The organism is Faucicola mancuniensis (assembly GCF_046523945.1).
Lineage (GTDB): Bacteria > Pseudomonadota > Gammaproteobacteria > Pseudomonadales > Moraxellaceae > Faucicola > Faucicola mancuniensis.
This window is the reverse complement of sequence record NZ_CP171363.1, coordinates 1,452,615-1,479,495: the sequence shown is the minus strand read 5'-3', so window position 1 is coordinate 1,479,495 and position 26,881 is coordinate 1,452,615. Positions and strand designations below refer to the sequence as shown.

Sequence of the window (26,881 nt, the reverse complement as noted above, 5' to 3'; positions counted from 1 at the left end):
CTCACCCCTTAGATTATTTTTGGCTGTCAGTGTAGTGAATCAACGCAAGATAGCGAGCTTGTTTAATCGCAACTGCCAATTGACGTTGATATTTTGTTGATGTACCAGTAATACGGCTTGGTACGATTTTGCCACTTTCACTGATGTATTGTTTTAGCAAATCTACATCTTTATAATCAATGTGAGTGATACCTTCAGCGGTAAAACGGCAAAATTTACGACGGCGGTAAAAACGTGCCATGAGTAGTCTCCTTAATTATTCGTCGTTGTTGTCAGCATCTTCATCTGACTCTTCGTCAGCTGATTGATAATCATCTTGGCTGGCTTCTGCACGGCGTGATGCTTTACGAGCACGCTTTTCTTCAGCACTTTTTGCCAATGGTGATTCTTCGGTAATCGCTTCATCACGGCGGATAACAAGACTACGAATAATCGCATCGTTATAGCGGAATAGCTCTTCTAGTTCGTCAAGCGTTTGTTGAGCCACTTCAATGTTTAACAATACATAGTGTGCTTTGTGTACTTTGTTAATTGGGTATGCCAATTGACGACGACCCCAATCTTCAAAACGATGTACCACACCATTTTGTTCATTGATAAGTTTGATGTAACGCTCAACCATGTCAGCGGCTTGGTCGCTTTGGTCTGGGTGAACCAATAATACCAGTTCATAATGTCTCATAAAGACTCCTTACGGATTAAACAGCCATTGACCCCATGTCAACAGCAAGGAGATTGAATTTAAAAAAATTAGCACTTTTAATAAAAAACAAAAAGCACTTTTAAATACAATAAGATTGCACATTATACGCTGATTTGTATTTTTTGGCAATGCTTTTTGTGACTTTTTTAATAGACCTCTTTCCAAACTAACCCAACTCGAAATTATAAATGGCACAAATCAAATTAACCCTTAAGCCAAAGCGTTTTCTGCGATTACGATAACGACAGGCTAGGATTTTAAAACGTTTGATTTTGCCGATAACATGTTCATTGGTTACCCGTTCAGAAGCTAATTCTCGATTGGCTTGTTTGTCAACTTTAGATAGTGGATTAAGCTTGGTTTTCTTTTTTGGGAATTTGCTATTGGCATGGTGTTTGTGTATGCCTTGATAGCCCGAATCTACTTGGATTAAGATACTAGGCTTTATACGCATTTTTGAGTATTGGTAAAGTTTAAAGTCATGGGTTTTACCTTTGCTAAAATGGGTACAAAGTATTTTTTTGCTGTTTTTATCGACAACGATTTGTGCTTTTAAGGTGTGGTGTTTCTTTTACCTGAGTATTGCCTGCGTTGCTTTTTTTGGGTCGCTCACAAGGTACTTCGGTTGCGTCTATCAGTACGGTTTCAAGGTTTGGGTCTTGCCATAAAGCCTTTTTGCTAGGTAGGGCAAAGTCTTTGTGGGCTATCAGTATGCTTTCTACCCATTTGATGGTTTTACAGACAGCACTTTCACTGATACCAAAGTCTTGCCCTAGGTGAAATTGGGTGCGATATTCTCGGTAGTAACTCAAAGTCAGCATGAGCTTGTTTTCTAGGCTGATTTCATTTTTCCTGCCACCTTTTTTGTGTTGTTCGTTGTATGCTTCTTGTAGTATGGTGAGCATATGAGTATAGGTACTTCTTTGGATGCCAAAGTAGCGTTTAAATTGTGCGTCACTGAGTTTTTCTGCTTGTTCGGGTATCATGCTTTTGCTGTTTTTTCTAAAAATCAGTATTATACCAAATCACTATTAAGGTTTGGAAAGAGGTCTAATAAACAAATTTTGCTAAAACAAAAATTATTTTACAAATTCGCTCACGCAGGCTTGCAAGGTATTACTCACCGCTTTGGTAACAATCTGTGTGCATGCGGTGCTGTCAATGGCGGCAGTTGCCATGTCCGTCAAGCTAACAGACTGTGGCGCTTTTTCGCTGACACAGCCACAGACGCTTTCGGTGATTTTGGTTTGTTGTTCGCTAGTCATGGCAAGGCTTGCGAGTTTATAGTATTGGTTTGATTTGATTTCGCTTTGGCATTTTTGGTTCACTGCGGTTTGAAATACAGCCGTACCGATATTGGTCGCTGTACCGATGGTATTCACGGCGGTGTTGGTCGCAGTGGTTGCGTCAATGCCACCTGTTGAGGCACAGCCTGTCAAAGCAGATAAAATGGCGACAGTGGTGGCGAATTTGCTCAATGTTTTCATATTTTTTCCAAAAAAAGTGGCTAAAAAAGACCATTATAAACAATTCATTTGCCAAAAGCTATGATTTGTTCATTGTGTGGTTTTGTTAAAAAATTAGGGCAATCATGCGAATAAATTTACACAACCGTTATAAAAATGCTTTAATTTTGTTGAATGTGAAATAATTATTTACAAAATTCTACAGCTTAAAAAAATTTAAGCATGACTTTCTTGTTACAATAAGTCATCTTTAAAGATGACTTGATTTTGATATTTTTATGTTGAATATTTTTAACATATTTTTGATGTCACTTTTTAAACATACTTTTTAATCAACGATTTGGAGTTAGCTATGCTAAATAAAACACATTTTTTCACAGGTGTATTATTGTCTTTGGGTCTTGTAGTAACAGGTTGTGCCAGTACCAACGCCCAAACCCAAGGCAAAGACAGTCAAGCCATGCCAAAACATGAACAAAAACACCATTTCAAAAAAGATTTTGACAAAAAATTTGATAAAAAAGGTGACAAAGACGGTCATCATTTTGACAAACTAAATTTAACAGACGCTCAAAAACAGCAACTTGAAACGTTAAGAAAGCAAAATGACGACAAAATGAAACAGCTACACGACAGCCTAAAACAACAAGATGCAAACATCACCAAACAAAAACAAGCAGGTGCAAGCACAGCGACTTTGTTGGCATTACATCAACAAAAACAAGCCACGATGGACAGTTTAAAAGCCTTGCACGAAACGGCTGAAAAGCAGTTTATGAGCATTTTGACCCCGGAACAACAGTTACAAATGTACGAAGCTCATGGCAAAGGCATGAAAGGTGAACGTGGTAAGAGCATGGAAAAACGTGAATCACAACGCCATGTACCACCTGCTGATGTGCCAAAACCAAAAATGCAAAAACCTGCAATGTAATCACAACGTTTTTGTGATTTTTGATGGCAGGTTTGTAAAGAATCTGCCATTGGTTTTGTATATTTTTTAAACAAGTTGTATAATGTCAATTCTAACAACAATTTTTTGTAAAACAATTTTTATAGGTAAATCAAATGGAAGACAATCAAAGCCCAAAACATATTCTGATTATAGAAGATGACCCAAGTTTAGCCGAGCTAATTAGCGAATATTTAAGCATGAATTATTATGACATTTCGCACGCACCAACGGCAACGCAAGGCTTAGAAATTTTGAACACGCCTGCCAAGCCTGTGGATTTGATGATCTTGGATTTGATGTTGCCTGATATGGACGGTATGCAAGTTTGCCAAAAAGTGCGTCAGCACAAAGACAGCCGTCTATCGCACACGCCGATTGTCATGCTTACGGCAAAAGGCGATACCACCGACCGAGTGTTAGGGCTTGAGATGGGTGCTGATGATTATATCGCCAAACCATTTGAACCACGAGAGTTGCTCGCTCGTATCCGTGCGGTTTTACGCCGTCATGACCTGCCTGCTCACCAACAAAAAGAAGACAATTTGACCTTTGGTCGCCTAAAAGTGTATCCAGACAGCCACGAAGTTACCATTGATGATGAGCCTGTGCGTTTGACGACCCATCAATTCCAATTGCTCCACTATTTTGCCACCCATTCTGGCAAGGTGTTAAGCCGTGAACAGCTTTGGCATGCCATGCCAAATGATGATAGCAGTGATAATATTGACCGTGCCATTGACGTGCATATTTCTCGTTTGCGTGCATTGATTGAAGACAATCCACGCCAACCAAAACGCATTATTACCGTGCGTGGTGTCGGTTATCAATTTGCCACTGACCAAGTGTAATTTTTTAGATTTTTTACGTTGTTTATGAAAAATCGCTTGTTAAAATTTGATAGCGTCTTTATAAAACTCTTTGCCAGCGTCATGTTAGCATTGATTATTTTTGCGTTGGCGATGGTAGTTTTGACCCATTTGGTACACGACACATCAACCAACACTCGCCATCAAGTGATTGCCAGTCAAGTCACCCAGCAATTATCCCCTGTGTTAGAACAGTTGCGTGACGCACAAAACAATGGTCAAAGCCTAGAGGCTCGCTATCTGTTAGCACTCATTCGCCGAAGTTTTAATGTGTATAGCGAGTCGCTAGACGCTCAGTTTGGCTTGTATGACGGTGCGACAGGCGAAGCGATTATGACCCCACGCAAATTGCCTGATATGCTACCGCCAAAGCCGACTTTGTATCAGCAAATTTTTCCGCATGACGACCCCAAACGCCCCACCGAAATCCAAATCGCAAGCCACGGCTATGTGGTGCTATACCATTCCAAAATCAGTAGCAAACCTGCGGTTTCCCCTGCGTTTAACTTGATTAGCGGTACATTGTTATTGCTCATTATCATGTCGGCAATGCTGTGGTTTATCACTCGCACGATGACATGGCGGATTAATCAGCTAAGCCAACAAATCAGCCTATTGGGGGCGGGCGATTTTAGCGTGCGAGTTACACCTGTTGGCAATGATGAAATCGCAACTTTGGCAAATGGTTTTAACCAAACTGCCGAACGCATTGAAACCTTGATGAACGCAAACAAACTTTTGTTGGCTCATGCGTCCCACGAAATCCGCACGCCGATTACTCGCATTCGCCTACAGATTGAAATGATGGGTATGCTTGCCAATCAATTGGACGAAAAAGCCCAAGAAAAATTTCACAGCCGAGCGGCAGCGGTCAATCGTGATTTGACAGGGTTAAATGATTTGGTTGAAAGTATTTTACTCGTGAGCCGTATGGACGCAGGACACGCCATTGAAAAAATGGCGGATATTGACCTGTATGAGCTTGTCAATAGCGAAGTGCAACACTACCCACAGGCGACTTTTATTGGTTCTCATGTACATATACAAGGGCAAGAAAAACTTTTGACCCATCTTATCAGAAATCTTTTGGACAATGCCCATTTACACGGCATACCACCTGTGACCGTGCAGTTATACGCCATTGATGAGTTGGGGAACGAAATTCATTTGCCTGAAACGGATAATTTGTTGGAAAATCATCATCATGATGATGTTGAAAATGTTGATGATGAAATATATCAACATGGCGAAAATTTGACCGATAACCATTTGGCAAATGAAGATTTAACAAACGAAAATTTGGTAAAAGACACAGCCGACAAACGCAGTCTAACCCAAAAAACCAAATCAACGATTTTTGCTCGCAAAAAAACGGACAAAACCACGACCGACACGCCCACTTATCACCGCATACGCCTAGCCGTGATAGACCAAGGCACAGGCATACCAGAAGACAAACGCACCGAGATTTTTTCGCCTTTTGTGCGGTTGCAACAAGAGAAAAAAGGCTCAGGGCTTGGCTTGTCGCTGGTTGCACAAATCGTAACCGCCCATCATGGCACGATTATCACCGATACACTTGACGGCAAAACACGGTTTTTGGTGACTTTGCCTGTCAGCCCAAATCTTTAACATGGTTAAATTTTAACCATTTTTAAAAAAATTGATAACTTTGCATAAATATTTTCCAAAGTTTTTATAACCTTTTTCTTTAGGTATGATAAAATTATGTTCTTTTAAACTTTTTAAAACGACCATGATTATTCTTGACAACGTTACCAAAACATTCCAAACCCAAGACGGCAACTGGTTTACCGCCGTTGAGCCGACTTCGCTAAACATCAAACAAGGCGAGATTTTTGGCTTAATGGGCTATTCAGGTGCGGGCAAATCCACCCTACTTCGCCTAATCAATCTGCTAGAACGCCCAGATTCTGGCAAAGTTACCATTGACGGTAAAGAATTGACCGCTTTGTCAAACCACGATTTACGCCACGCTCGCCAAAATATCGGCATGATTTTTCAACAATTTAATCTTATGGCAAACCGTACCGTTGCCGAAAATGTAGCTTTTGCGTTAGAAATCGCAGGTTGGGAAAAAGCCAAAATCATGCCAAGAGTGATGGAATGCCTTGAGATTGTGGACTTGGCAAATCGTGCCAACCACTACCCTGCTCAGCTATCAGGCGGACAAAAACAGCGAGCAGGCATTGCACGAGCCTTAGCCCCTAGCCCACACGTCATGCTAGCGGACGAACCGACTTCCGCCCTTGACCCTGCAACGACAAAAAGCGTATTAAACTGCCTAAAAGACATCAACGAAAAATTCAACGTAACTATCGTCATCGTAACGCACGAAATGTCCGTTATTCGCCGTTTGTGTAACCGTGTGGCGTTGCTTGATGGTGGGCGATTGCTTGAAATTTCTGATGTTAAAAATGGCGAAATTCACGCACAAACCGAAATCGGACAGCGATTGATTGAAGAAGAATAACCAAAAAATCTACAAAAAAAAGCATAAAAATTGGATAAAAATATGGCAAATGAATTAACTTGGCAATCTGCAACCAACAATCTTTGGGCAATGCGAGAAGAAATTTGGCAAGCGTTTTTGGACACGCTGATTATGGTTGGCATTTCAACGGTTGTATCGGTGGTGTTTGGCACGTTACTTGGCGTGGCATTATTTATGACGAGCAAAAACCAACTTGCCGAAAACAAACTTTTTTACAGCATTTTGGGCAATGTTACCAATCTCATGCGGGCATTTCCCTTTGTGATTTTGATGATTGTAATTATCCCTGCGACACGTTTGTTGGCTGGCACGACCATCGGGCCTGTCGCCGCTTCGGTCGCTTTGAGCCTTGCAGGGCTGTTTTATTTTGCACGCCTTGTTGAGCAAAATTTGCGTGATGTGCCTCGTGGTATCATTGAAGCGGGGCAATCTATGGGGGCAAGCAATTGGACAATTATTAGCAAAATTTTGTTAGTAGAATCTCGTGCCAGTTTGATTTTAAGTATCACCACGCTAACCATCAGTTTGCTGTCGTACAGTGCCGCCGCAGGTATGATTGGCGGTGGCGGTTTGGGCGATTTGGCAATCCGCTATGGCTATAACCGTTACCAAAATGATGTAATGATTTTTATGGTGGTTTTGTTGGTACTTATCGTGATTATTATCCAAGGCATTGGTAACTTTTTGGCAGAAAAACTGGATAAACGTTGAGTTTTTCTAAAAAAAATAAAAATATTAAAAAAAGTTATTGATTATATGAAAAAATTTCATATCAGCATAGCAAAAATTAATAACAAAAACATGACAATTATGTTAATGTATTGACACTTTTTTTATCTGCCAATCGCTACGTTTAAACAAATTGACGTTTAAACAAATTGGCAAATTCTTAAACTCGCTTCATTTTGGAAAAAAATTTATGAAAAACACCCAAATTCACACCAGTTTAACCCAGATTTTTGCAACCATCGGTTTGTCAAGTTTGGTTTTGGTCGGCTGTAGCCAACCTGAACAAAAACCAGCCGAACCACAAGCCCAAGCCTCAACCTCAGTCAGCACCGCTTTGACAACGGTTGAAACAGCGTCAGCGACCAGTGCAGACGCAACAGGCATTGACCCAAACAAACCTGAAATCGTGTTTGGTACGTCTGTGGGTGATTTTGGCGATATGGTAAAAAACAGCGTCAAACCACAACTTGAAAAACAAGGCTATAAAGTCAAATTGGTTGAGTTTTCGGACTATGTGCGTCCAAACCAAGCCTTAGCCAGTGGCGATATTGACATCAATATTTTCCAACACAAACCTTATCTTGATGACTTCAAAAAAACCCATAACCTTGATTTGATTGAAGTTTTCCAAGTACCTACTGCCCCACTTGGCATTTATTCAGGCAAATTAACCGCACTTGACCAAGTCAAAGAAGGCTCAAGCCTATCAGCACCAAACGACCCAAGTAACTTTGCTCGTGCGTTGGTGATGTTAAACGAATTGGGCTGGATTAAGCTAAAAGACGGTATCAACCCATTGACCGCATCAAAAGCGGATATCGCCGAGAATACCAAAAATATCAAAATCGTAGAATTAGAAGCCGCCCAACTGCCACGTTCTCGCTCTGATGTGGACTTTGCAGTCGTCAATGGCAACTATGCGACAAGCTCAGGCATTAAACTGACCGAAGCATTATTCCAAGAGCCAAGTTTTGCCTATGTAAACTGGTCTGCCGTGCGTACCAAAGATAAAGATAGCAAATGGGTGAAAGACGTAACCAATGCGTACAACTCAGCCGAGTTCAAAAAATACGCACATGAAACTTTCCCTGGTTACAAATATCCTGCGATTTGGAATGAAAATCAAGCGACAGCGACTGCTTCTGCCCCTGCGTCAGTTGCTTCAACCCCTGCAAGCGTGGCAAAATAATTGGATTTTACCCACAAAAAAAGGAAGTTTCACACTTCCTTTTTTTTATGGCTGATAGATTTTTATCAGCAGTGGATTAGTTGCTAAACAAATTTTCTTCCACACGGCGACGCATTTTTTGACCTGCTTTAAAGGTAACGACACGGCGAGCAGTGACAGCGATGGCTTCGCCTGTCTTTGGATTACGCCCTGGGCGTTGCTTTTTTTGTTTGATATCAAAATTGCCAAAACCTGACAACTTGACTTGATGACCTTTTGCCAAATGGTCTGACAATACCGCAAAAAAACTTTCAACAAACAACCGTCCTTCTTGGCGTGTCATAGACTGGTTATCCATCAGATATTGAATCATTTCTGATTTGGTTAAAGTGGTGTTATTCATTGCGTGATTATCCTTTAAATAAAACAACTATATGCACAAGTGTTTACTTTAGCATATTTTAACAAAGTTACAAGTAAATTTTGATGAAAAATTGATTATTTTTGATGAATTGTATTTTGTTTTAAAAAAAGATATCTTTTTAAAAACTCAATACCATTCATCAAATAAATTAACAATATCAACTGTTTAACGTTATCAATCTCTCAGCGTTGCTTGATAATCATTGGCAAGCATATCAATGATGGCTTGCATTTTTTGATTAATCACATCGTCCGCAAGGGTGGCTTGATTGTCTTGCCAAACCAATGCAAACGCCAAAGAACGCTTGTCGGCTGGCAGTTTTTCGCCTTGGTACACATCAAATAACCAAATATCTTTTAACAAATCGCCAGAAAGCTTAATGATGGCGTTGCTCAAGGTTTGCACGTCAATATTTTTGTCGGCAAGCACGGCGATATCTCGGCGAACTTGTGGGAATTTGCTTGGTGAAACAACATTCGTTTGGTCTTGGTGCAAATCAATTAATGGTTGCAAATCAAGCTGGGCGACCCACGTTGTCGGCAAATCCAACGCTTTGGCAACTTGTGGGTGCAACTGTCCAAGCCAGCCCAACGTTGTCCCATTTACCATCACATCAGCACTTTGCCCTGGGTGCAAAAATGGCTGTTGGCTACGCTCGTATTGCACCGCTTGGCTTGCCAATAACGCACGTGGCAGAACGCTTTCAACCGCAGATTTTAGGTCATAAAAATCGGTGGCATTTTTGTTAAACGGTTGCTCTGGATTTTGTTCGCCAACCGCAACGATGGCAAGGCTTTCCACTTGTTTTAAATTGGCAATCTCGCTACCGTCAAAGCGTAAACCTGTTTCAAACAGTCTGACACGGTTTTGCTGACGGTTAATGTTATAAACCACGCATGGCAATAGGCTTGATAACAAAGTTCTACGCATGACTGCTAGGTCTGATGAAATCGGATTTGCCAATGCCAATGGCGTTGCCAGATTTTCACTATTAAACAATTGTTCAATTTTATCATCGCTAAAACTAAAACTCACCGCTTCATAATAGCCTTGATTCACCAATGCCATTTTGACATCGTGCAAGGTGTTTTGGGCTTTGTTGTCAAATAGGTTGCTATGAAAGGCTGGCAGACGGTTTTCAATGTTATTATAGCCATAAATACGGGCAATTTCTTCTACTAAATCTTCAGGAATATTGATATCAAAACGGTGGCTCGGTGGCGTACAGATAAGATTATCACCATTATCCGCAACGCTAATATTTAGACTTTTTAAAATATCAATGATTTTTTGCTTATCAATTTCAATACCTAACAAAGCGGTAACTTGCGATAATGGCAAGGTTACGCTGTTACGTTTTGGTAATTCGTCCACGTTTTCAACCAACGTGATTTGACCGACTTTGCCATTGCCAAACTGTGCCAATAGGCTGACCGCACGGTCTAGGGCAAGTTTTGGCAATTCAAAATCCACGCCACGCTCAAAACGCTGGCTTGCGTCTGTGTGTAGCCCAAAACGGCGTGCTTTGCCCGCAATTGCCAATTGTTTAAAAAAGGCACTTTCAATCACCACGTTTTTGGTGTCATCGGTCACCGCCGTGCGAAGTCCGCCCATAATCCCTGCCAACGCAATCACGCCTGCATCATCGGCAATCACCAATTCATCGCCTTGCAAGCTGATGTTTTGTTCGTTTAACAGTTGCAAAGTTTCGCCTTGTTTGGCGTGGCGGATTTGGATTGTGCCGACAATTTTGTCTTTGTCAAAAGCGTGCAACGGCTGTCCAAGTTCAAACAACACAAAATTGGTCACATCAACCAACAAATTGCGTGGCTTGACCCCCAGCGCTGTCAATGATTTTTTGAGCCAATCAGGTGATGGCGTTGTACCGTCTAAATCGCTGACGACTTGGACGTAATAACGTGGGCAGTCGCTTGTACTAACACTTACCGCTTGAGTTTGGTCGGTGGCTACTGGGCTTTTGATAGCGTCAAATGGCAAGGCAAAAGGCAAACCGTTTAACACCGCCACTTCACGAGCAATGCCACGCACGCTAAAGCAATCGCCACGGTTTGGCGTGATAGAAATATCTAGTACATGATTGTCAAGCTCAAGATAATCTCGCACATCTGTGCCGACTGGGGCATCGCTTGGCAAAATTAACAAACCGTCCACGCCATCATCACAATCAATCTCGCTACCACCGCACAGCATACCGTTAGACTCTACACCACGCAGTTTGCCTTTTTTGATGGCAAAAGGCTTGTCATCACCGTCAGCAGGTGGCAGTTTTGCACCGACCAAAGCCACAGGCACTTTGACACCGACAGCGACATTGGGTGCACCACAGACGATTTGCAAATTCTCACTTGTGCCGACATTCACGGTCGTTACTTTTAATTTGTCAGCATCGGGGTGCTGTTCACACGTCAAAACCTCGCCTACTACCACGCCACTAAAATCTTTGGCAACTTTGGTTAAATCGTCCAATTCTAAGCCTACCATTGTCAATTGTTCGCCGATTTGTTCTGCGGTTAGGGCTGGATTTACCCATTCTCTGAGCCATTTTTCGCTTAATTTCATAATAATTTCTCAAAAAAGTTTTACAAGATTGATTTTTCATCAAAAATTTAACACGCCATTTTACCATAACTTGTGATATTTTGTTGTTTTTTGTCAAAGTGAATGATGGATTTTTTTTGTCAATGCCTTTATACTGTTTTGAAATTTGAAAAAAAGATTTAAAAAAAGGTAGTGTTTAAAAAGTAAGTTTTTGTAGGGTGGGTTAGCCCGTCTTTTTGGGCGTAACCCACCATGAAAATGTCTTAAATTGCACTTCGTCTTGCGAAGCAGTGCTTCTCAGGTTACGCTATCGCTAATCCACCCTACATTTAATAAAATAAAATTTCCAAAACTTGTAATTTTTACGCTACCAAAAAAAGATAAGGAAAATATCATGCGCGCTTTGAGTATTTTAAGTTTGGGTGCGTTGGGTTTGCTTGCTTGTGATAGTGGGCTGTCGCAAACGTCTGCCAATTCTGATATGAATTTGACAACCATCAGCCCCAATAACGACAATTCTAGCCAAACGACAAAAAAACCTTTGGTAAATGTGGTGGCGGTCGGTGATGTGATGATGGGGTCAAATTTTCCAAATGTTGGATTTTTACCACCCAATGACGGCAAGGACAGTTTCGCTCACGTTTTGCCTTATTTAAAAGGCGATGTGGTGTTTGGCAATTTGGAAGGAACGATTACCGATGATGGCATTTCTACCAAATGCCCACCTGAGCCAAAACCCACGGTAACACCGCCTGTCAGCCAAACGGACAAAACGGACAATGTTGCCAAAACGAGCGAAAAACCACGCACTTGCTACGCTTTTCGTATGCCTGTGCGTTATGCCAAAACCATCAAAGACGCAGGCTTTAACGTGATGAGCATTGCCAACAACCATGTCGGTGATTTTGGCGATGTGGGACGAAAAAGCACGATGACGGCGTTGGATAATGTTGGTATTCATTATGCAGGGCTTTTGACAAAACCGACCACCATTTTTGAAAAAGATGGCATTCGTTACGGCTTTGTCGCCTTTGCCCCCAATGTGGGAACGGTAAATATTAACGACTTGGACAATGCCAAAAAACTGGTGAAAGCGTTGGATAAAAAAGTGGATATCGTCATTGTGTCATTTCACGGCGGAGCTGAAGGGGCGGAGCATGTGCGTGTGCCAAAAACCACTGAAATCTATCTGAATGAAAAACGTGGCGATGTGTATGCGTTTTCGCATGGCGTGATTGATGTGGGTGCGGACGTGGTGATTGGGCATGGACCGCACGTTACTCGTGGCGTTGAGCTGTACAAAAACCGTTTTATCGCTTATAGTTTGGGAAATTTTAACACTTATGGGGCGTTCAACGTGCGTGGTTTAAACGGCATCGCACCGATTTTAAACTTGACTTTGACAAACACAGGCGAGTTTTTGACAGCCGATGTTACTTCTACCAAACAAAGCAAGGATAAAGGCTTGGAGCTTGACCCAACACACCAAGCCTATAATGAATTAAAACGCTTAACGGCATTGGATTTTGCTGATACAGATTTGGTTTTTAACAGTCAAAAAATTGTGAAAAAATAACGCCTTTTTCAAAATATATAGGGAGTTTGGTGGGTTACGTTCATGCTAACCCACCGTACAAATATAATTAATTTTTCTCATCAATCCCCAAAAATCTGCGTTAATTTTCGCAAATTACTCACCAACAATTTTCCGCTTTCATCAGTACTCATGTCAAGGCGTAATTTTTCATCAAACCGCATAATAAACGGTTCTAACACCTGTTTCAACGCATTCACAAGTTGTTGATTTTGTTCCGCTTGTGTATTGGCTGTATTAACCAAATTTTGTTCTTTATTTTGCGGATTACTAGCTGAATTTTGTTGTAAACTTTCAATTGCATTGCTTAGATGAGTTAAAATCTCTGTTAATAAAACTTGCTGATTTTGCTGTTGTAATTTTGCCAATGCTTGTTGATTTTGGTAAATTTGTTGAAAATTAGCAAGATTTTTATCCAAATTTTCATTTAATTTATCATGAATTTGACTGCCAAATTGCTGTTGCGATTTGATAAAACTATCTTGTTGATTGGCAATATTTTGTTGCCAATTTTCACTTAATTTAACAAACAATTCTTCGGTTTTATGCTGACTAATTGCATTGTTTTGAGCATAGTTTTGTTGCGTATCCGCCCATTTTTCGGCTTGTTGATGTAGGGTTTTATTAATCGCTCCAAAACCATTCACCATATCTACAAGCTGTGCAACAATGCGATTGCCTGTGTCGTTGCTGTCGCCACCCATTGCCTTGTTTCGCATAAAGTCGGCTTTGATTTGTTGCCAACGCTCGGCTTGCTCGGCGGTCATCACGTTGCGAAGTTCGGCAAGTTTTAACAAGTTACTTTCTGTGCCTTTGGTCAAAAGTTGGGCTTCGCCAAGATAATGGTCGTCTATCAGCTGATTGAGTTCCGCTTGGTTCATGACACTTGACAGTTTTTCGGTCATTTTGTTCATGTTGCGGTAACTGCCTTGTAGCTTGAACGCAGGCTCGGTGCGGTAGTTGTCATCTTGCCCTGCGGACGCAATGTAGGCTTGATTGACTTGCAAAATCACGTCTTGAATGGCGAACATTTTTTGCAAAATCGCCACGATTTCGTTAATTTCTGTTAAACTATAATTGTAGGATAATTCATGTGTGTTAGCAATTCCTTTGGCTTTGTCAATCAAGGCGTAAACGTCCGCCATATCACGGTTGGCAAGCGGTGCAAGCACGCTATTGCTCGTCAAGGCGTTTTCAATATAGCTTAACGCAAAAATGTCCGCCGTACCGCCCAAAATATCGCCAAGATTATAAATATCGGCACGGTTGGCAAGCATATCAGGCACTTTGAACACTTCGCCACTTTCGGTGTACGGATTGCCCGCCATCACCACGCAAAACTTTTTGCCACGCATATCGTAAGTTTTGGTTTGCCCTTGCCACACGCCATCAATCCGCCTTGTGCCATCGCACAGCGAGATGAATTTTTGCAAAAATTCAGGATTGGTATGCTGAATATCGTCAAGATACAACATGACGTTGTTGCCCATTTCCAACGCCAAATTGAGCTTTTCAAGTTCGTTTTGGGCGGTGGCGTTCGGTGCTTTGGCAGGGTCAAGCGATGTTACATCATGCCCCAATGACGGACAGTTGATTTTCATAAAAATCAAGCCCAAACGGTTCGCCACATATTCCATCAGCGTGGTTTTGCCGTAACCGGGGGGAGAAATCATCATCAGTAAACCCATCAAATCGGTGCGTTTGTTATCGCCAACCGTTCCCATTTGTTTGGCAAGGTTATCGCCAATTAACGGTAAATAAACGTTATCAATCAAGCGGTTACGCACAAAAGACGACAGCGGACGAGCGACAAATTCGGATAGGTGTAACTCGTCTTTTGCGGTGTGCAAAATCTGCGAACGCAACTGTTTGTAGCTGTCAAAGTTTGGCATGGTAACGCTTTGGTGCTGATACATTTGGCTCAAAAAGCTATCAAGGCTAAAGTTTAGCGTTTGATTGTGGATTTTGCTGTGTTCACCAAGCAAACCGTTTACGCTAATTTCTAACGAAATAGGGCTGATTTGTCGGTTAAAATTCTCGGTTTTATCATCACTTCTAATGATAAGCATAGCCGAAGTTTCTGCAATGTAATGCGACCAATTTTGTTGGTTTTCTTCATCTTGATGTTGTAAATTTTCAAGCAAGGCATTCAGCCAAGTTGTCGCCAATTCAAAGGCGGATTTTGGTTCAAACGTTAATTTTGCCAAAACCGATTGTAAATAATTAAACCGCTCTAAACCAACTATTGTTTGCAATTTTTGATAAAGATTATCGGCTTGCTGCGAAGTTTGCCAAGTTAAAATCGCTGTTTCATTTTCCGCTTTTCCTAAAGCCTGTGCTAAATAATCACTTGCCAAAGCAATGTGCGATAAGTCAAATAAGCCGTTTAATTTTTCGGCAACGAACCGCGTTAAAACCGTTTGAATATCGGCAACTAACAGATTTTTGGCGGTGTCGCTGTTTAACGCTTGTTGCAATTGATAAGCGATAATCGCTCGGTCTTGCCAATGAGAAATGGCGGATTGATTAATAGTAAACCAATTTTCGCCAATTTCTTGCTTTTTTTGCAAATTGATTTGATACATAAAAATCTGTGCCAACGCTCGCACACTCGGCTCAAACGTCAGCAAGTCTGCGGTTTTTAACAAGGGCAAAATTTGTAATAAAATCAAGGTCGCATCATGGTCATGAATACCTTTTTCATAGCCTAATTGATAACGTGGCGTAATATAACTTTTTACCAAATCTAATAATTGACTGTCATTTTCAGGATTTGGCAAATGTTGGCTATTGTCAAAAGCGTGATACAGCTTTTCAGTCGTTAAGCCGTCTTGCCCTTGTTTGGCGGATTGTATCATGCTGTACGCCAAAAACTCGCCACGATATATGCTTGCGGTTTCGCTTGCCAAATTCATGTCCCAAAATGCTTTTAAGTCGTCAAGGCGTGGTTCGTGAATTTCTTGATAAAAGTCCGTTCCTGTCAAATGCAAATTGAGCTGTTTTCCGCTATCCGTATCCCTTGTCAAAAGCGTTAAATCAAGCGGTTGCGTATTGACCGAAAAGCGATGTTTGCCCAATTTGATAACATTGCCACCTGCTTCAAACAAGTCGCTTTTGTCTTTGAGATTTTTAAAACTTTCCACTTGAATGGCTTTTAGCCGTGCGTCTATGTCGTCCGATTTTACGCTAAAACCCAGCGTTTGCAACTCTTTGGCAATAGCTCTTACCTTTTGCACCAAATTATCCGATGCAAAATAAGTGTTCAGCGTGTCTTCATCGTTAAAACCTGTCGCCCCTGTGCTTTGCGTGCGTTTTTTGATACTCTCAAGCATACGCAACGCCCCGTCTGTCAAGGTTTGGGCTTTGCGGTTGCGTGCGTCTAGTAGGCTTTGTTTTTGCGTTTCAAAGGTTTCGTAAATCTCTTCTCGTTTGGCAATAATGTCCGCCAAAAACTCATCGCCAACAAAATTGTTAGGATTACTAAATTGACTTTCAATCTCTTCTAATTGCACAAGCAATCTTGCCAATTGCTCATCGGCTTTTTCAGGCGTGGTGGCAATGGATAACGCATTGTTAATAGATTGGCTAAACAGTTTAAACGATGCCCCAAACTGGGCGATGGCTTCAGTTGAACCAAGATTTTTGCGTTTATGATTAAGATTGGCTTTACTTTGATTTAAGTTTGAATAAATTGTACCGATTTCATCAATAATCTGCGTGCGAATTGTGGCATCGGCAACATCAAGCGAACCCAATAATTCAGTCAATAAATCTAAGCCGTGAGCCGTGTCGTCAATCGTCTGCAAGATTGGCGAAAGTTCGGCATTGGTCGTGGCTTTGTCAAGTTGGGCGTTGATGTCGGTCAAAACGTTTTCGTAGCTTGCCAACGCTTTTTCGCCACTCAAAAAATTCACGGTTTGTTCGGCAAATTCTCGTTCTTGCGTGTCAATTTGCGATTTTAAATTGTCAAGTTTGGCAACCTCCAAATACCGCAAATTTTCAAGGCTTGCCAAATGCCCTTTTTGTTGGCGTAAAGCGTTTAACTGTTTGACAAAATCGTCTGCGGTTTCAAACGTGGTTATGCGAATTTGCCGAAAAATTTCGGTTTGTTTGCTTTCGGCATCGGTAACGGCTTTTTGCGTTTGTTTTTGGATACTTTGCACTTTGGCAAACTCATCAATGACAAGCTCGCTAGTCGCTATCACGTCTTTAATCGTGTGGGCAATGTCTTTTAAAATCGGCTCGTTCAGCCAATAATAAGTGTCAAACAGTTTACTTGCGTTTTTTGACAATTCTTCGTACAGCTTTTGCGAAACGCTTTGATTGTTAATCAAACGAATAATACTGTACAAATCGGAAATACCACGCACCAATTCTTTATTGCCAATTTTCCCATAAAAACTCGTGCTTTCTACTTGATTTTGCACAAATTCTTCGGAAACAAATGGCGTTTGCCAAATCTGCATCGGGTGAATGCGTGTCGGCTCTTCATCGGACGTAAACAGCACCAACGTGCCGTCATTGGCGAGTGCCATGCCATGACAAAAAATCGGATTTTGCAGTTGTTTTTTGATGAGATTGTAGGCAAAAAGCCCTGTAACGCCTGCTGATACATCGTAAAACAAAAACAGCACGTCTTCGCCATTGGGCGAGATGATTTTTTTCAAAAATTTGAGATTGGCGGATTGGTATTTTTGCTCATCAAAAAGTTTGTAATCGCCTGTTTGTAAATAATAACCATTTGGAAAAACAATGCCATGATTTTCTGGTAATTGCACGCACGATTGCCCAATCGCATCAAGGCGAATAACGCTTTCGGTCAAGGTGTTGTAAACCAAAAAGCGAAAATCCGTTTCACGATACGGCAAAATTTTTAACAAAATCAAACTGCCGACTTTGGCATAAAAAATCTGTGCATCGTTAATTGATTGACTTTTATCCTGCACAGGTTCGCTAAAAATGCCTTGCCCTGTGTCCGTGTTATTTTCAATTTTGATAGTCAAATCGCCGTTCATGGTTTCCACAAACAGCGTATCCAAAATGTTAATATGCGGAAATTTGCCATTGACAATATGCTCACGACTGGTCGCAAGCCAGTCAAAATCGTACTCTGGCGGTAGGGCGATGTCCCGCTCGCCACGATTGTCCATGTAGGTGATGTCAATGCCGTGAGCGGATTGCGTGTTAAAAGACTGTTTATTAAAAGTTAGGGCAAAACGGAACACACGAATGTCGGTGATGCGTTCGCCTATTTGAAAGGCGATGAGTAGTTTGCCGTCTTTAATCAGTAGTTGTAATAATTTGGTGTTTTTGTAATAACGATACAGTTCGTTAAAATCTTGGATAAAATTGGCTTGGTCAAGAAATGTGCCTGTCAGCGGAACTGGCTCAAGCGTGTATTCGTTTTCACTTTCGCTGTCGGTTAAATTGTCTGTTTGCGGTTTGACAAGTTGATAGAGCGAAAGTACGTCTGATATGTGGGTTTCTTGTTTTAGCCCCATGTGGACGTTGTAGCCGAATAGCAGATAATTGCCGACTTGTACCATATCACGAGCGATACAGTTGTTGTCGGTGCGTATGCGAGTGCGTGCTAAGACTTGCATTTGCGTGTTGCCAAATTCGGCTAGGCGTGCGTCATTTAAGCCTTGAATTTGAGCGGATAGGGTGTTGCCTTGTTCGGTTAGGCGTTTTTTGATTAGGTCGTAGGCGTTGCCTGTGGCTACCGCTTCGGATTGTTGGGTTGTTTGGTCTTGGTCGGTCATTATGTAAATCTCCGAAGCATAAAACTTGGAATATCATGCACTTTACCATCGTGTCTATCTGAATGACCGAAATCCATTCGTAAACTATCAAAAATGCTAAATCTTTCTTCTTGAATCATTTTATTTTCCAAAAAATCTACTGTTTAATTTTCCATGATTATTGGAACTATTGCATACTTTGCAACAGCCCTTTTTCAAGTTACTTATTTTTTCAATTCATTATTCATTCGGTCGTGGTGGCATTGGGTTATTTGTACTAACATTCTCACCATTTACCGAACGAGCGATTTTATCCGCCACCACATGATTGATGATACCATTTAACGTGCTGGATTTTTCTGCCAAGCCGTCAATCGCCTTACCGATAGACAAGGATTTGGCAAAATTGTTAAAGAAGTGGTCTTCGCCACCGACAATATCAATCTTCGCACGCTCAAGAGCAGTAGCAAGCACCACCGCATTTTCTTTGGCGATTTCTTTACCTGCCTCGATAGACGCTAACGCCTCTTTTAATGCCGTTTCTAAGCTCATGCGGTATTCTTCATGCTCACGAGCAGACGCACTCATGCTATCCATCGCATTGAATTTGTCCACCAAACCGTCCGCTTCGGCTTTAAAGTGCTCACGAGTAACTTCTGCTTTGGCAAGTCCGACTTCACGCTCCGCAGTCGCATTAGACTGTCCACGAGCCGAGATGACTTCGGCATCTGCCATGCCGATTTCTCGGTCGGCTTGGGCTTGGGCTTGTCCAGATTTTAGGCGAGCTTCGGCTTCGGCTTCGCCTGTGGCTTTTATCACATTGGCTTTGGCAAGTCCTTCTTTTTCTAGGGCTGCGGCTTTGGCTTCTAATACCACAGCTTCCGCCATGCCATGAGCGGATTCTTCGGCTTTAATGCCTTCAGCAAGTTTGATTTTGGCATCGGCTTCTTTTTGTGCAGAGTCCAGTTTGGCTTGGGCAAGGGTAATGATTTCTTGGGCTTTGTATTTGGCGGATTGCTCTTCGGCTTCCGCTTGTTTGACTTGGCGGACTTTGATTTCTTCGGCTTCCGCTTCTGCTGCTAACACACGAGTTTGTTTGGCTCGGTCGGCTTCCGACACTTCACGCACTTCTTTAATGCGTTCTTCTTCCATTGCCACCGTTTTGTCCACCGCCACACGCTCACGAATGACGTTGGCGATTTCTTTTTTCTCAAGTTCAATCGCTCGGTCAGCCTCAATGCGTTGCAATTCCACTTCACGCTCACGAGCCACGATTTCCAACGCACGAGCTTTGGCGACTTTTTCTTCTTCAATGGCGACCGCACGCAGACGGTTTTGTTCAGCGACTTCAATTTCACGTTGTTGATTTTCACGTTGCACCGCCAAATCTTGCTCAACGAGAATAATCGTACTTTCGGATTTTTTGCGTTCTTCTTCTTGTACTTTTTTGGTTTCCGCCTCTTCACGAGCGACCACAGATGCAATCTCACGTTTTTGGCGAGCTTCAGCATCGGCTTGTTGGCGTTCTAGTTCGTACATGGCTTCGGCAGTTTCTACATTTTTCTTTTTAATTGCCAATTCTTCATCACGTTCTAGTTCGTTGGTACGCACGTTTTGGGCGTCGGTAATTTCGGTAATTTTGCGAATGCCTTCTGCATCCAAAATATTATTGGGGTCAAGCGATGCTTTTGGCGTTTGTTCAAGGTAATCAATCGCCACGTCTTCAAGCACATAACCGTTCAAATCGTTGCCAATTTCACGAATAATGCGTTCACGAAATTCACTACGATTTTCAAAAAGTTTAACAAAATCAATCTGTTTACCAACGGTTTTTAACGCTTCTGAAAATTTGGCATTAAACAATTCATTCACAGCCATTTTATCCGATGCACGCTCCACACCCACCGCTTTGGCGACTTTTAACACATCTTCTTCAGTTTCGTTCACACGCAGATAAAACGCCACCGTAATGTCCGCACGCATATTATCACGGCAAATCAAGCCTTCCTTGCCACGTCTGTCCACTTCAAGCGTGATAAGCGAAATCCGCATCAGCTCCTTTTTGTTAATCACAGGTCACACCAAGCCACCATCAAACCGCACAGAAATCTTGTGCATACCATTAATGATAAGTGCCGTGCCTTGCTCCACCTTGTTATAAAAGGCTTTGAACATCAATAGCACCGCCATTACTACAACAAATACCAACACAACCACCGTGCCAAGCATAATCAAGGTTTGAATCATAACTGTTTCCTTTTGTTAAAAATTTGTGAAAATTATTAAAAAATAATAAAAAAGATTATTAAAAAAATTAACTATCCGCAACCACATGATACGCATTTTGTTCGCTTAAATACGCCATCAATCGCACTTTATCGCCTTGTGAAAAAGTCGTATCAAACGCTCGCACCTTTAAAATCAAGCCTGCACCACCATCTTCTAGCACCGCTTCGCCATAATCTTTATCTACCGTCATGGTTCGCACCGTTGCCACTTTGCCAAGTAGCCTACTTGCGGTGGTCGTGGGGTTGCTTTTGGCGACACGGCGTATCGGTCGCACAAACAGACTGGTCAGCCACAAGGCAATTGCCACCGTTGCCAGTAGCACCACCGCCCCAAGCGTGGTTCTTAACACCACATTGGCAAGCAAATCTTGGCTCACAAATGCCAACACATTCATCAACACAAAACTAACTATCCAGCCAATCAAGCTAAAAAATGTCAAAATAATCAAAATCGGCACATCATTTAGCCCAAATTTCATCAGCAAGCCTGCCAACATATCGCCATCGCCAAATTCCATATCACCGCTATCTAACTCAAACACGCCAAGCAACACCGTCAGCCAATACAGCATGACAAACAGCACCAAGCCTGTAAAAATCACAGTCGGAAAAATGCTAATGTGAAACAAAAACAGCGACATCGCACCACTTTGCAAAAAATCGGACATGGGCAACTCCCAAGGTAATTATCATTTTTATTTAAAGTAAAACCATTTGATTTTTAAAGATGATTTTTAAAGTAATTTTGATTAACATATCATACAATTGTTAAAAAAAATAACAATTTTTTTATAAAAATGTAACTTTATTGAATAGGATATTAGCACAAAATTTTTGGATTGACAATGAAAAAATTAATAAATATTTTGATAAATTTTGGTTTTATTTTTCACTATTTTTCATATTATGAATATTAAAACCAATATATATTTTTTTTTGAAAAATTATCACATTTTTAAAAATTTGTGCTATACTGGTATTTTGGCATAAAAAAAGACAGGTTTTCGCCTGTCTTTTGTTTTGTTTTTTTAAAGTTAATTTGTCATAAACCAACACAATAACACAATCACTGCAAAAACATAACGCCCTACCCACACATTGTCCAAAAAGGCTTGGAAACATAATTGTCGGTCGTAAGTTTTGCATTTTTGGTTTTGTTTAACAAATAAAATTGGCAATGGCAATAAGGTTAAAATGCTAAGCACACCAAAATAATGCCAAAATACCACCGCCAAACTTATCACAAAAATCGCTTGTAACAGACTGATAATCAAAATATCGTGTTTACCAAACAAAATGGCGGTGGATTTGACACCGATTTTTAAATCGTCCTCTCGGTCTGTCATCGCATACTGCGTGTCATACGCCACCGTCCAGCACATATAACCGACAAATAATAACCAGCACCAAGCATTGGTACTCGCCTCGCCTGCCAAAATACTAGACACCGCCACATAAGCCATCGGAATCGCCCAACCAAAAGCCGCCGCCAAAAATACTTGCGGTAAATGATGAAAGCGTTTCATAAATGGGTAAATAAACGCCAACACCACTGCCCCAAATGACCAATAAAACACTTGAATCGGCAAAAAAATCAGCAAGGCACAGCTAATCCACGACAAAATCAAAAACGCCCAAACCGCCTCTTTACCAGTCAGTCGCCCATCGGCAAGCGGTCGCCCTTTGGTGCGTGCGACATGACCGTCCACCTTTCGGTCGGCAAAGTCATTGATGGCACAGCCCGCCCCACGCATTAGGCACGCCCCAAGCGTAAAGGTAATCACCACCACCCAAGGCGGTAATCGCCCAAACTCAAGCCCTGCCAAAAACACCGCCCACAAAGTCGCCCACAGCACAAGCTCAATGCCGACAGGACGGTCAAAACGAGTAAGATGAATGTAGGCTCGGACTTTGTCTTTAAAACTTAACTTTGCAACCGTCATACATTGCTCTGGGCATTATTTTACACTATCTACAAGGTGTTTGTAGTTATAGTTATCTTGAGTAAACACATCAACGCCACAAGGCAATTTTTCAATCCAATTTAAAAAATTATTAATCATGTCTTTGCCAACAAACGCTTTGCCATGCTGTGGTACAATCATTTCTACATCAAGCTCACGTACAGCATTCGCCCAAAAAGCATTCACCTTGCTACTAGACATATAACGCTGATGAAAGGCTTTCATAGTAGCAACGTGTTCATCAAAGTCATCAACAGGCACATGTGGGTCGCCTACCATTGATGCTCCCATATCACCAGAGAACAAAATTTTACTAATTGGGTCATAAAACTGAAAATTGCCCTCCGAATGTAAAAAATGTGCAGGCAAAGCAAACAAATAACTCGTCCCCAACTGCAAAATCGCCCCTTCATCAGGCACAGAAATCATGCGTTTCATATAGCCTGACTGCAAGCGACCAGTGGTAAATGCCGAATTTAAATGCGGTAAAAAACGCTCCCACAACTTTGAAATCACCACAGTCGCCTCAGTATGCAAAAGCCATCGTGGCAATGATGCGATAATATCTGGGTCTTGGTGTGAGCCAATCACATAACGAATATGTCGCATATCAGTATGTTTTAACAGTGCCAAAGTCAGTGGTGTATACGTCAAATCGCCACCGGGGTCAATCACCGCCCCATTCACTTCACCATTGTCCTTATTTAATATCAAAAACTGATTGGACTGGATACCATCGCCCTTCACCAAATCGCTAAACACAATGACTTTGTGTGAACCATTGTCAAAAATTACTTCACCTGCCATAAAGCACCTCTTTATTGAATCAAACTAAACACGTATAATTTTTTGCTATTATAACATATAAAAATGCCAAATAAATGCAACAAAACACAACAATTCCACATTTTTATCAAGGGATTAATTATGTTTAAAAAATTATTAACAAATCGCACATTTTTTTGACAAAGCCACTAACCAAGCTAACAAATTGGTGCTATCATATGCACAATTTTTTTTTGATAAAAACACAAAAAACCATGAATAACCCCTTAATTTTAACCCTAGAAACCGTTTTTGACCAATGTTCTATCGCCTTAAGCCAAAGCGGTGTAATGTTAAGCGAACAAACACAAACAGGCAAACGAGAGCAAACACAACAGATTTTGCCGATGATTGATGAGATTTTAACCAAAAATCAAATCAAATTTACCGATTTAACTGCCATCGCCTTTAATCGTGGTCCGGGGGCGTTTAGCGGTATTCGCATTAATACAGCGGTGGCTCAAGCATTGGCATTTGCCCATGATTTGCCGTGTTTGCCTGTGTCAAGTTTGCAAGCGGTGGCACAACAAGCCTTTGTGGATAAAGGCTTGACCCATGTTTATGCGGTGATTGACGCACGCATGAACCAAGTCTATTTTGGCGAATTTGTGTTAAAAGATGACATCATGCAAGCGGTCAATGACAACACCGAACGTCTGCTTGATTATGATGAAAAAACAGAACAAAACTTGCCTTTAGTCGGAGATGGGGCAAATCTTTTAAGTACACAAGAAAATCAACCAATTTTTAATGACATCACCCCAACCGCCAAAACATTGGCAATTTTGGGCGAACATTTGTACAAAAATAATGGGGCAGTAACCGCAGAAAACGCTTTGCCTGTTTATCTTCGTCATAATGCGTGGAAAACGTTGGCGGAACAAAAAGCAAGTCATTAAAATCCGTAGGGTGGGCTTTGCCCACCGATAATTTAACACATCTAAATGGTGCGTAAAACCCACCTTACAATTAAAAAAATAAAAAACCAAGGCACACCATGAACATTTTACTCATCATTCAATCCATCATCATGGGCATTGTGGAAGGCATTGCCGAATTTTTGCCCATCTCAAGCACAGGCTATCTGATTTTATCTGCCGACATCATGAATTTTTGGACGCAAGAAAAACGTGATTTGTTCATCGTGTTCATTCAACTTGGGGCGATTTTGGCGGTGATTTACGACTATTGGGGCAGGTTGTGGAATGCGTTCATGGGTCTGATTACTGGCAAAGCAGAAGGCCTACAAAATCCACGTCAGCTTGGCATTTCGCTCATCATTGCCACCATTCCTGTCATGGCGTTGGGGCTTACTTTATCTGATTTTATCAAGCAAATTTTTCACCCCATTGTGGTGGCGGTCATGCTGATTGTTGGTGCGCTCTTGATTTTTTATGTGGAAAAACGTCCACACAAAATCATTGCCGATGAAGCCGAAAACATTGATTTTAAAACCGCTCTCAAAATTGGCTTTTGTCAATGTTTGGCACTAATCCCCGGCACAAGCCGTTCTGGGGCGACCATCATTGGGGCGTTGTGGCTTGGCATTTCTCGCAAAGCGTCCACCGAATTTTCGTTCTTTTTGGGCATTCCTGTGATTGTTGGGGCAGGTTTGCTGGATTTGTTAAAAAATAAAGACGTTTTGCAAACGGGCGAAGATTGGGCGATTTTGGGCGTGGGAACGCTCGTATCATTTATCGTGGCACTGCTTTGCATTCGCCTAATGGTGGCGTGGGTGTCTCGCCGTGATTTCACCATTTTTGCGTGGCTACGCATTGTAACAGGCGTGATTGTGCTGATTGCTTATTTTGGTTTTGGCTACCATGTCACAGGATAAATTTATCATTTATGCGGATAAAAACGCCAAAATTTTAAAGCAACTCATTGATTTTTTTCATAAAAATAACTTTGCTGTTGAAATACTTGAAATTTCTCAAAAAATCAATCAAAAATGGCTAAAATCCGCCCACAAGGGCAGTTTACTTATTGACAATGACGAGCTTTTTTTAATTGCAGACGGCATGAAGGTCAATCCCAATTGGCAAAGCCTGACCAATCGCATTGTCAAAGCAGGTAAAAAAACTGAAAATTTGCTAAAAATTGCCAAATTGCAAAATGATATGCAAGTCATTGATTGTACAGCAGGTTTTGGGCATGACAGCCTAATTTTGGCAAGCACAGGGGCAAGTGTTGCCATGATTGAGCAAAATCCCTTGATGTTTTTGTTGTTACAATGTGAATATCAAAAGCAATTAAATAACCCAAATTGGCAAAAATTACTCGGCAGAATTTCGCTAAATTTTGGCAAAAGCGTGGATATTTTGCCAACTTTGCCAAAAGCGAACGTGATTTATCTTGATCCCATGTTTCCCCAAGACAGCTACAAATCCGCCGTTGGCAAAACCATGCAAATACTGCATTTTATAGAAAATCCGCCCAGCTTTGATGATGAAATGGATTTATTAAATTCGGCAAAAAATGGTTTAAAAACAAATGGCAGGGTGATTGTCAAACGCCCAAAATCCGCTCCATTTTTGGCAAATTTAACGCCAATTGACAGTTTGACGAATGATGTGGTGCGGTTTGATGTTTATTGAAATTAATTACACTTTTAAAAAAAATTACAATTCAAAAATAAAATTAATCGGTCCATCATTACAGCTTGATACTTGCATATCCGCCCCAAATTCGCCCGTGGCAACGTTGTTGTGTTGCATTTTGGCGTAATCAACGATTTTTGCAAACAAATCTTTGGCAATATCAGGCGACATGGCAGGTTTAAAATCTGGACGGCGACCGTTTTGCGTATTGGCAAGCAAGGTAAATTGCGATACGAGCAAAACCCCACCACCAACATCAGCGACATTTTTGCCCATTTTGCCGTTTTCATCTTCAAAAATACGATAGGTTAAAATTTTGTCTATCATTTTTTGACCGACTGTCAAATCGTCATCATGCCCCAAGCCCAAATAAACCAAAATGCCGTGAGAAATCTCTCCAACAACTTGTTGATTTACTTCAACTTTTGCAAATTTTACACGTTGGATAACTGCTTTCATTTTTATCCTTTTACAAAAATATCAA

Annotated in this window: 22 protein-coding genes and 1 pseudogene; 10 read left to right on the top strand and 13 right to left on the bottom strand. The window is 41.3% G+C overall.

What is annotated here, in order from left to right; all coding sequences use genetic code 11:
• Positions 1–13 precede the first annotated feature (13 nt).
• The 4 genes and pseudogenes from rpsR to ACGTJS_RS07230 form a co-directional block, all read right to left on the bottom strand.
• A complete protein-coding gene (gene rpsR / locus ACGTJS_RS07245; RefSeq protein WP_315041675.1) occupies positions 14–241 on the bottom strand; it encodes a 30S ribosomal protein S18 in 228 nt (75 codons plus the stop codon).
• A gap of 15 nt (positions 242–256) precedes the next feature.
• Entirely contained in the window at positions 257–682 is a 426-nt protein-coding gene (rpsF, locus tag ACGTJS_RS07240; protein ID WP_315041677.1) for a 30S ribosomal protein S6, read from the bottom strand.
• Between the two features lie 187 nt (positions 683–869).
• A pseudogene (locus ACGTJS_RS07235) lies at positions 870–1,689 on the bottom strand (IS5 family transposase).
• Between the two features lie 93 nt (positions 1,690–1,782).
• Positions 1,783–2,190: a hypothetical protein gene (locus tag ACGTJS_RS07230; protein ID WP_410471593.1), complete on the bottom strand. Its 408-nt coding sequence runs from the start codon at positions 2,188–2,190 to the stop codon at positions 1,783–1,785.
• A 331-nt stretch (positions 2,191–2,521) separates the two neighbouring features.
• On the opposite strand from ACGTJS_RS07230, the gene ACGTJS_RS07225 reads away from it, so the two are divergent.
• The 6 genes from ACGTJS_RS07225 to ACGTJS_RS07200 all read left to right on the top strand — a co-directional run bounded on the left by ACGTJS_RS07225 (position 2,522) and on the right by ACGTJS_RS07200 (position 8,423).
• Entirely contained in the window at positions 2,522–3,103 is a 582-nt protein-coding gene (locus ACGTJS_RS07225; protein WP_315041681.1) for a Spy/CpxP family protein refolding chaperone, read from the top strand.
• A 134-nt stretch (positions 3,104–3,237) separates the two neighbouring features.
• Positions 3,238–3,972 (top strand): response regulator transcription factor, encoded by a 735-nt coding sequence (locus ACGTJS_RS07220; RefSeq protein WP_315041682.1) that lies wholly within the window; start codon positions 3,238–3,240, stop codon positions 3,970–3,972.
• A gap of 24 nt (positions 3,973–3,996) precedes the next feature.
• The gene (locus ACGTJS_RS07215) at positions 3,997–5,622 is read left to right on the top strand and encodes an ATP-binding protein (RefSeq protein WP_410471592.1); all 1,626 of its coding nucleotides are present in this window, start codon (positions 3,997–3,999) and stop codon (positions 5,620–5,622) included.
• Between the two features lie 124 nt (positions 5,623–5,746).
• On the top strand, positions 5,747–6,484 hold the full coding sequence (locus ACGTJS_RS07210; protein ID WP_410471591.1) for a methionine ABC transporter ATP-binding protein: 738 nt from the start codon (positions 5,747–5,749) through the stop codon (positions 6,482–6,484).
• A gap of 42 nt (positions 6,485–6,526) precedes the next feature.
• Complete coding sequence (locus tag ACGTJS_RS07205; protein ID WP_410471590.1) at positions 6,527–7,216, top strand: methionine ABC transporter permease; 690 nt, start codon at positions 6,527–6,529, stop codon at positions 7,214–7,216.
• A gap of 208 nt (positions 7,217–7,424) precedes the next feature.
• On the top strand, positions 7,425–8,423 hold the full coding sequence (locus ACGTJS_RS07200; RefSeq protein ID WP_315041687.1) for a MetQ/NlpA family ABC transporter substrate-binding protein: 999 nt from the start codon (positions 7,425–7,427) through the stop codon (positions 8,421–8,423).
• Positions 8,424–8,499: 76 nt separating this feature from the next.
• Here ACGTJS_RS07200 and ACGTJS_RS07195 read toward each other — a convergent pair whose 3' ends face one another.
• Positions 8,500–8,805, bottom strand: coding sequence for an integration host factor subunit alpha (locus tag ACGTJS_RS07195; protein ID WP_315041689.1), 306 nt, complete (start codon positions 8,803–8,805; stop codon positions 8,500–8,502).
• 195 nt (positions 8,806–9,000) lie between these two features.
• Positions 9,001–11,406: a phenylalanine--tRNA ligase subunit beta gene (gene pheT / locus ACGTJS_RS07190; protein WP_410471589.1), complete on the bottom strand. Its 2,406-nt coding sequence runs from the start codon at positions 11,404–11,406 to the stop codon at positions 9,001–9,003.
• Between the two features lie 373 nt (positions 11,407–11,779).
• Here pheT and ACGTJS_RS07185 point away from each other — a divergent pair, with 373 nt between their 5' ends.
• Positions 11,780–12,961, top strand: a complete 1,182-nt coding sequence (locus ACGTJS_RS07185; protein WP_410471588.1) for a CapA family protein — start codon at positions 11,780–11,782, stop codon at positions 12,959–12,961.
• Positions 12,962–13,041: 80 nt separating this feature from the next.
• On the opposite strand, the gene ACGTJS_RS07180 is transcribed toward ACGTJS_RS07185, so the two are convergent.
• The 6 genes from ACGTJS_RS07180 to ACGTJS_RS07155 form a co-directional block, all read right to left on the bottom strand.
• Positions 13,042–18,741, bottom strand: coding sequence for a DNA repair ATPase (locus tag ACGTJS_RS07180; protein WP_410471587.1), 5,700 nt, complete (start codon positions 18,739–18,741; stop codon positions 13,042–13,044).
• 219 nt (positions 18,742–18,960) lie between these two features.
• A complete protein-coding gene (locus ACGTJS_RS07175; protein WP_410471586.1) occupies positions 18,961–20,793 on the bottom strand; it encodes a hypothetical protein in 1,833 nt (610 codons plus the stop codon).
• 3 nt (positions 20,794–20,796) lie between these two features.
• A complete protein-coding gene (locus ACGTJS_RS07170; RefSeq protein WP_410471585.1) occupies positions 20,797–20,967 on the bottom strand; it encodes a hypothetical protein in 171 nt (56 codons plus the stop codon).
• Between the two features lie 67 nt (positions 20,968–21,034).
• A complete protein-coding gene (locus ACGTJS_RS07165) occupies positions 21,035–21,676 on the bottom strand; it encodes a hypothetical protein (protein ID WP_410471584.1) in 642 nt (213 codons plus the stop codon).
• A 366-nt stretch (positions 21,677–22,042) separates the two neighbouring features.
• The gene (ubiA, locus tag ACGTJS_RS07160; RefSeq protein WP_410471583.1) at positions 22,043–22,951 is read right to left on the bottom strand and encodes a 4-hydroxybenzoate octaprenyltransferase; all 909 of its coding nucleotides are present in this window, start codon (positions 22,949–22,951) and stop codon (positions 22,043–22,045) included.
• 15 nt (positions 22,952–22,966) lie between these two features.
• Positions 22,967–23,779: an MBL fold metallo-hydrolase gene (locus ACGTJS_RS07155; RefSeq protein WP_410471582.1), complete on the bottom strand. Its 813-nt coding sequence runs from the start codon at positions 23,777–23,779 to the stop codon at positions 22,967–22,969.
• Between the two features lie 233 nt (positions 23,780–24,012).
• On the opposite strand from ACGTJS_RS07155, the gene tsaB reads away from it, so the two are divergent.
• The 3 genes from tsaB to ACGTJS_RS07140 all read left to right on the top strand — a co-directional run bounded on the left by tsaB (position 24,013) and on the right by ACGTJS_RS07140 (position 26,394).
• Positions 24,013–24,696 carry a tRNA (adenosine(37)-N6)-threonylcarbamoyltransferase complex dimerization subunit type 1 TsaB gene (gene tsaB, locus ACGTJS_RS07150; protein ID WP_410471581.1) on the top strand — a complete coding sequence of 228 codons (684 nt, stop codon included), beginning with the start codon at positions 24,013–24,015 and terminating at the stop codon, positions 24,694–24,696.
• A 98-nt stretch (positions 24,697–24,794) separates the two neighbouring features.
• Positions 24,795–25,634, top strand: a complete 840-nt coding sequence (locus tag ACGTJS_RS07145) for an undecaprenyl-diphosphate phosphatase (RefSeq protein WP_410471580.1) — start codon at positions 24,795–24,797, stop codon at positions 25,632–25,634.
• Positions 25,621–26,394 carry a class I SAM-dependent methyltransferase gene (locus ACGTJS_RS07140; protein ID WP_410471579.1) on the top strand — a complete coding sequence of 258 codons (774 nt, stop codon included), beginning with the start codon at positions 25,621–25,623 and terminating at the stop codon, positions 26,392–26,394. The genes ACGTJS_RS07145 and ACGTJS_RS07140 overlap by 14 nt, the downstream gene beginning before the upstream one ends.
• 24 nt (positions 26,395–26,418) lie before the next feature.
• Here the strand turns inward: ACGTJS_RS07140 and dtd are convergent, their stop codons facing one another.
• The gene (gene dtd, locus ACGTJS_RS07135; protein ID WP_410471578.1) at positions 26,419–26,856 is read right to left on the bottom strand and encodes a D-aminoacyl-tRNA deacylase; all 438 of its coding nucleotides are present in this window, start codon (positions 26,854–26,856) and stop codon (positions 26,419–26,421) included.
• Positions 26,857–26,881 lie beyond the last annotated feature (25 nt).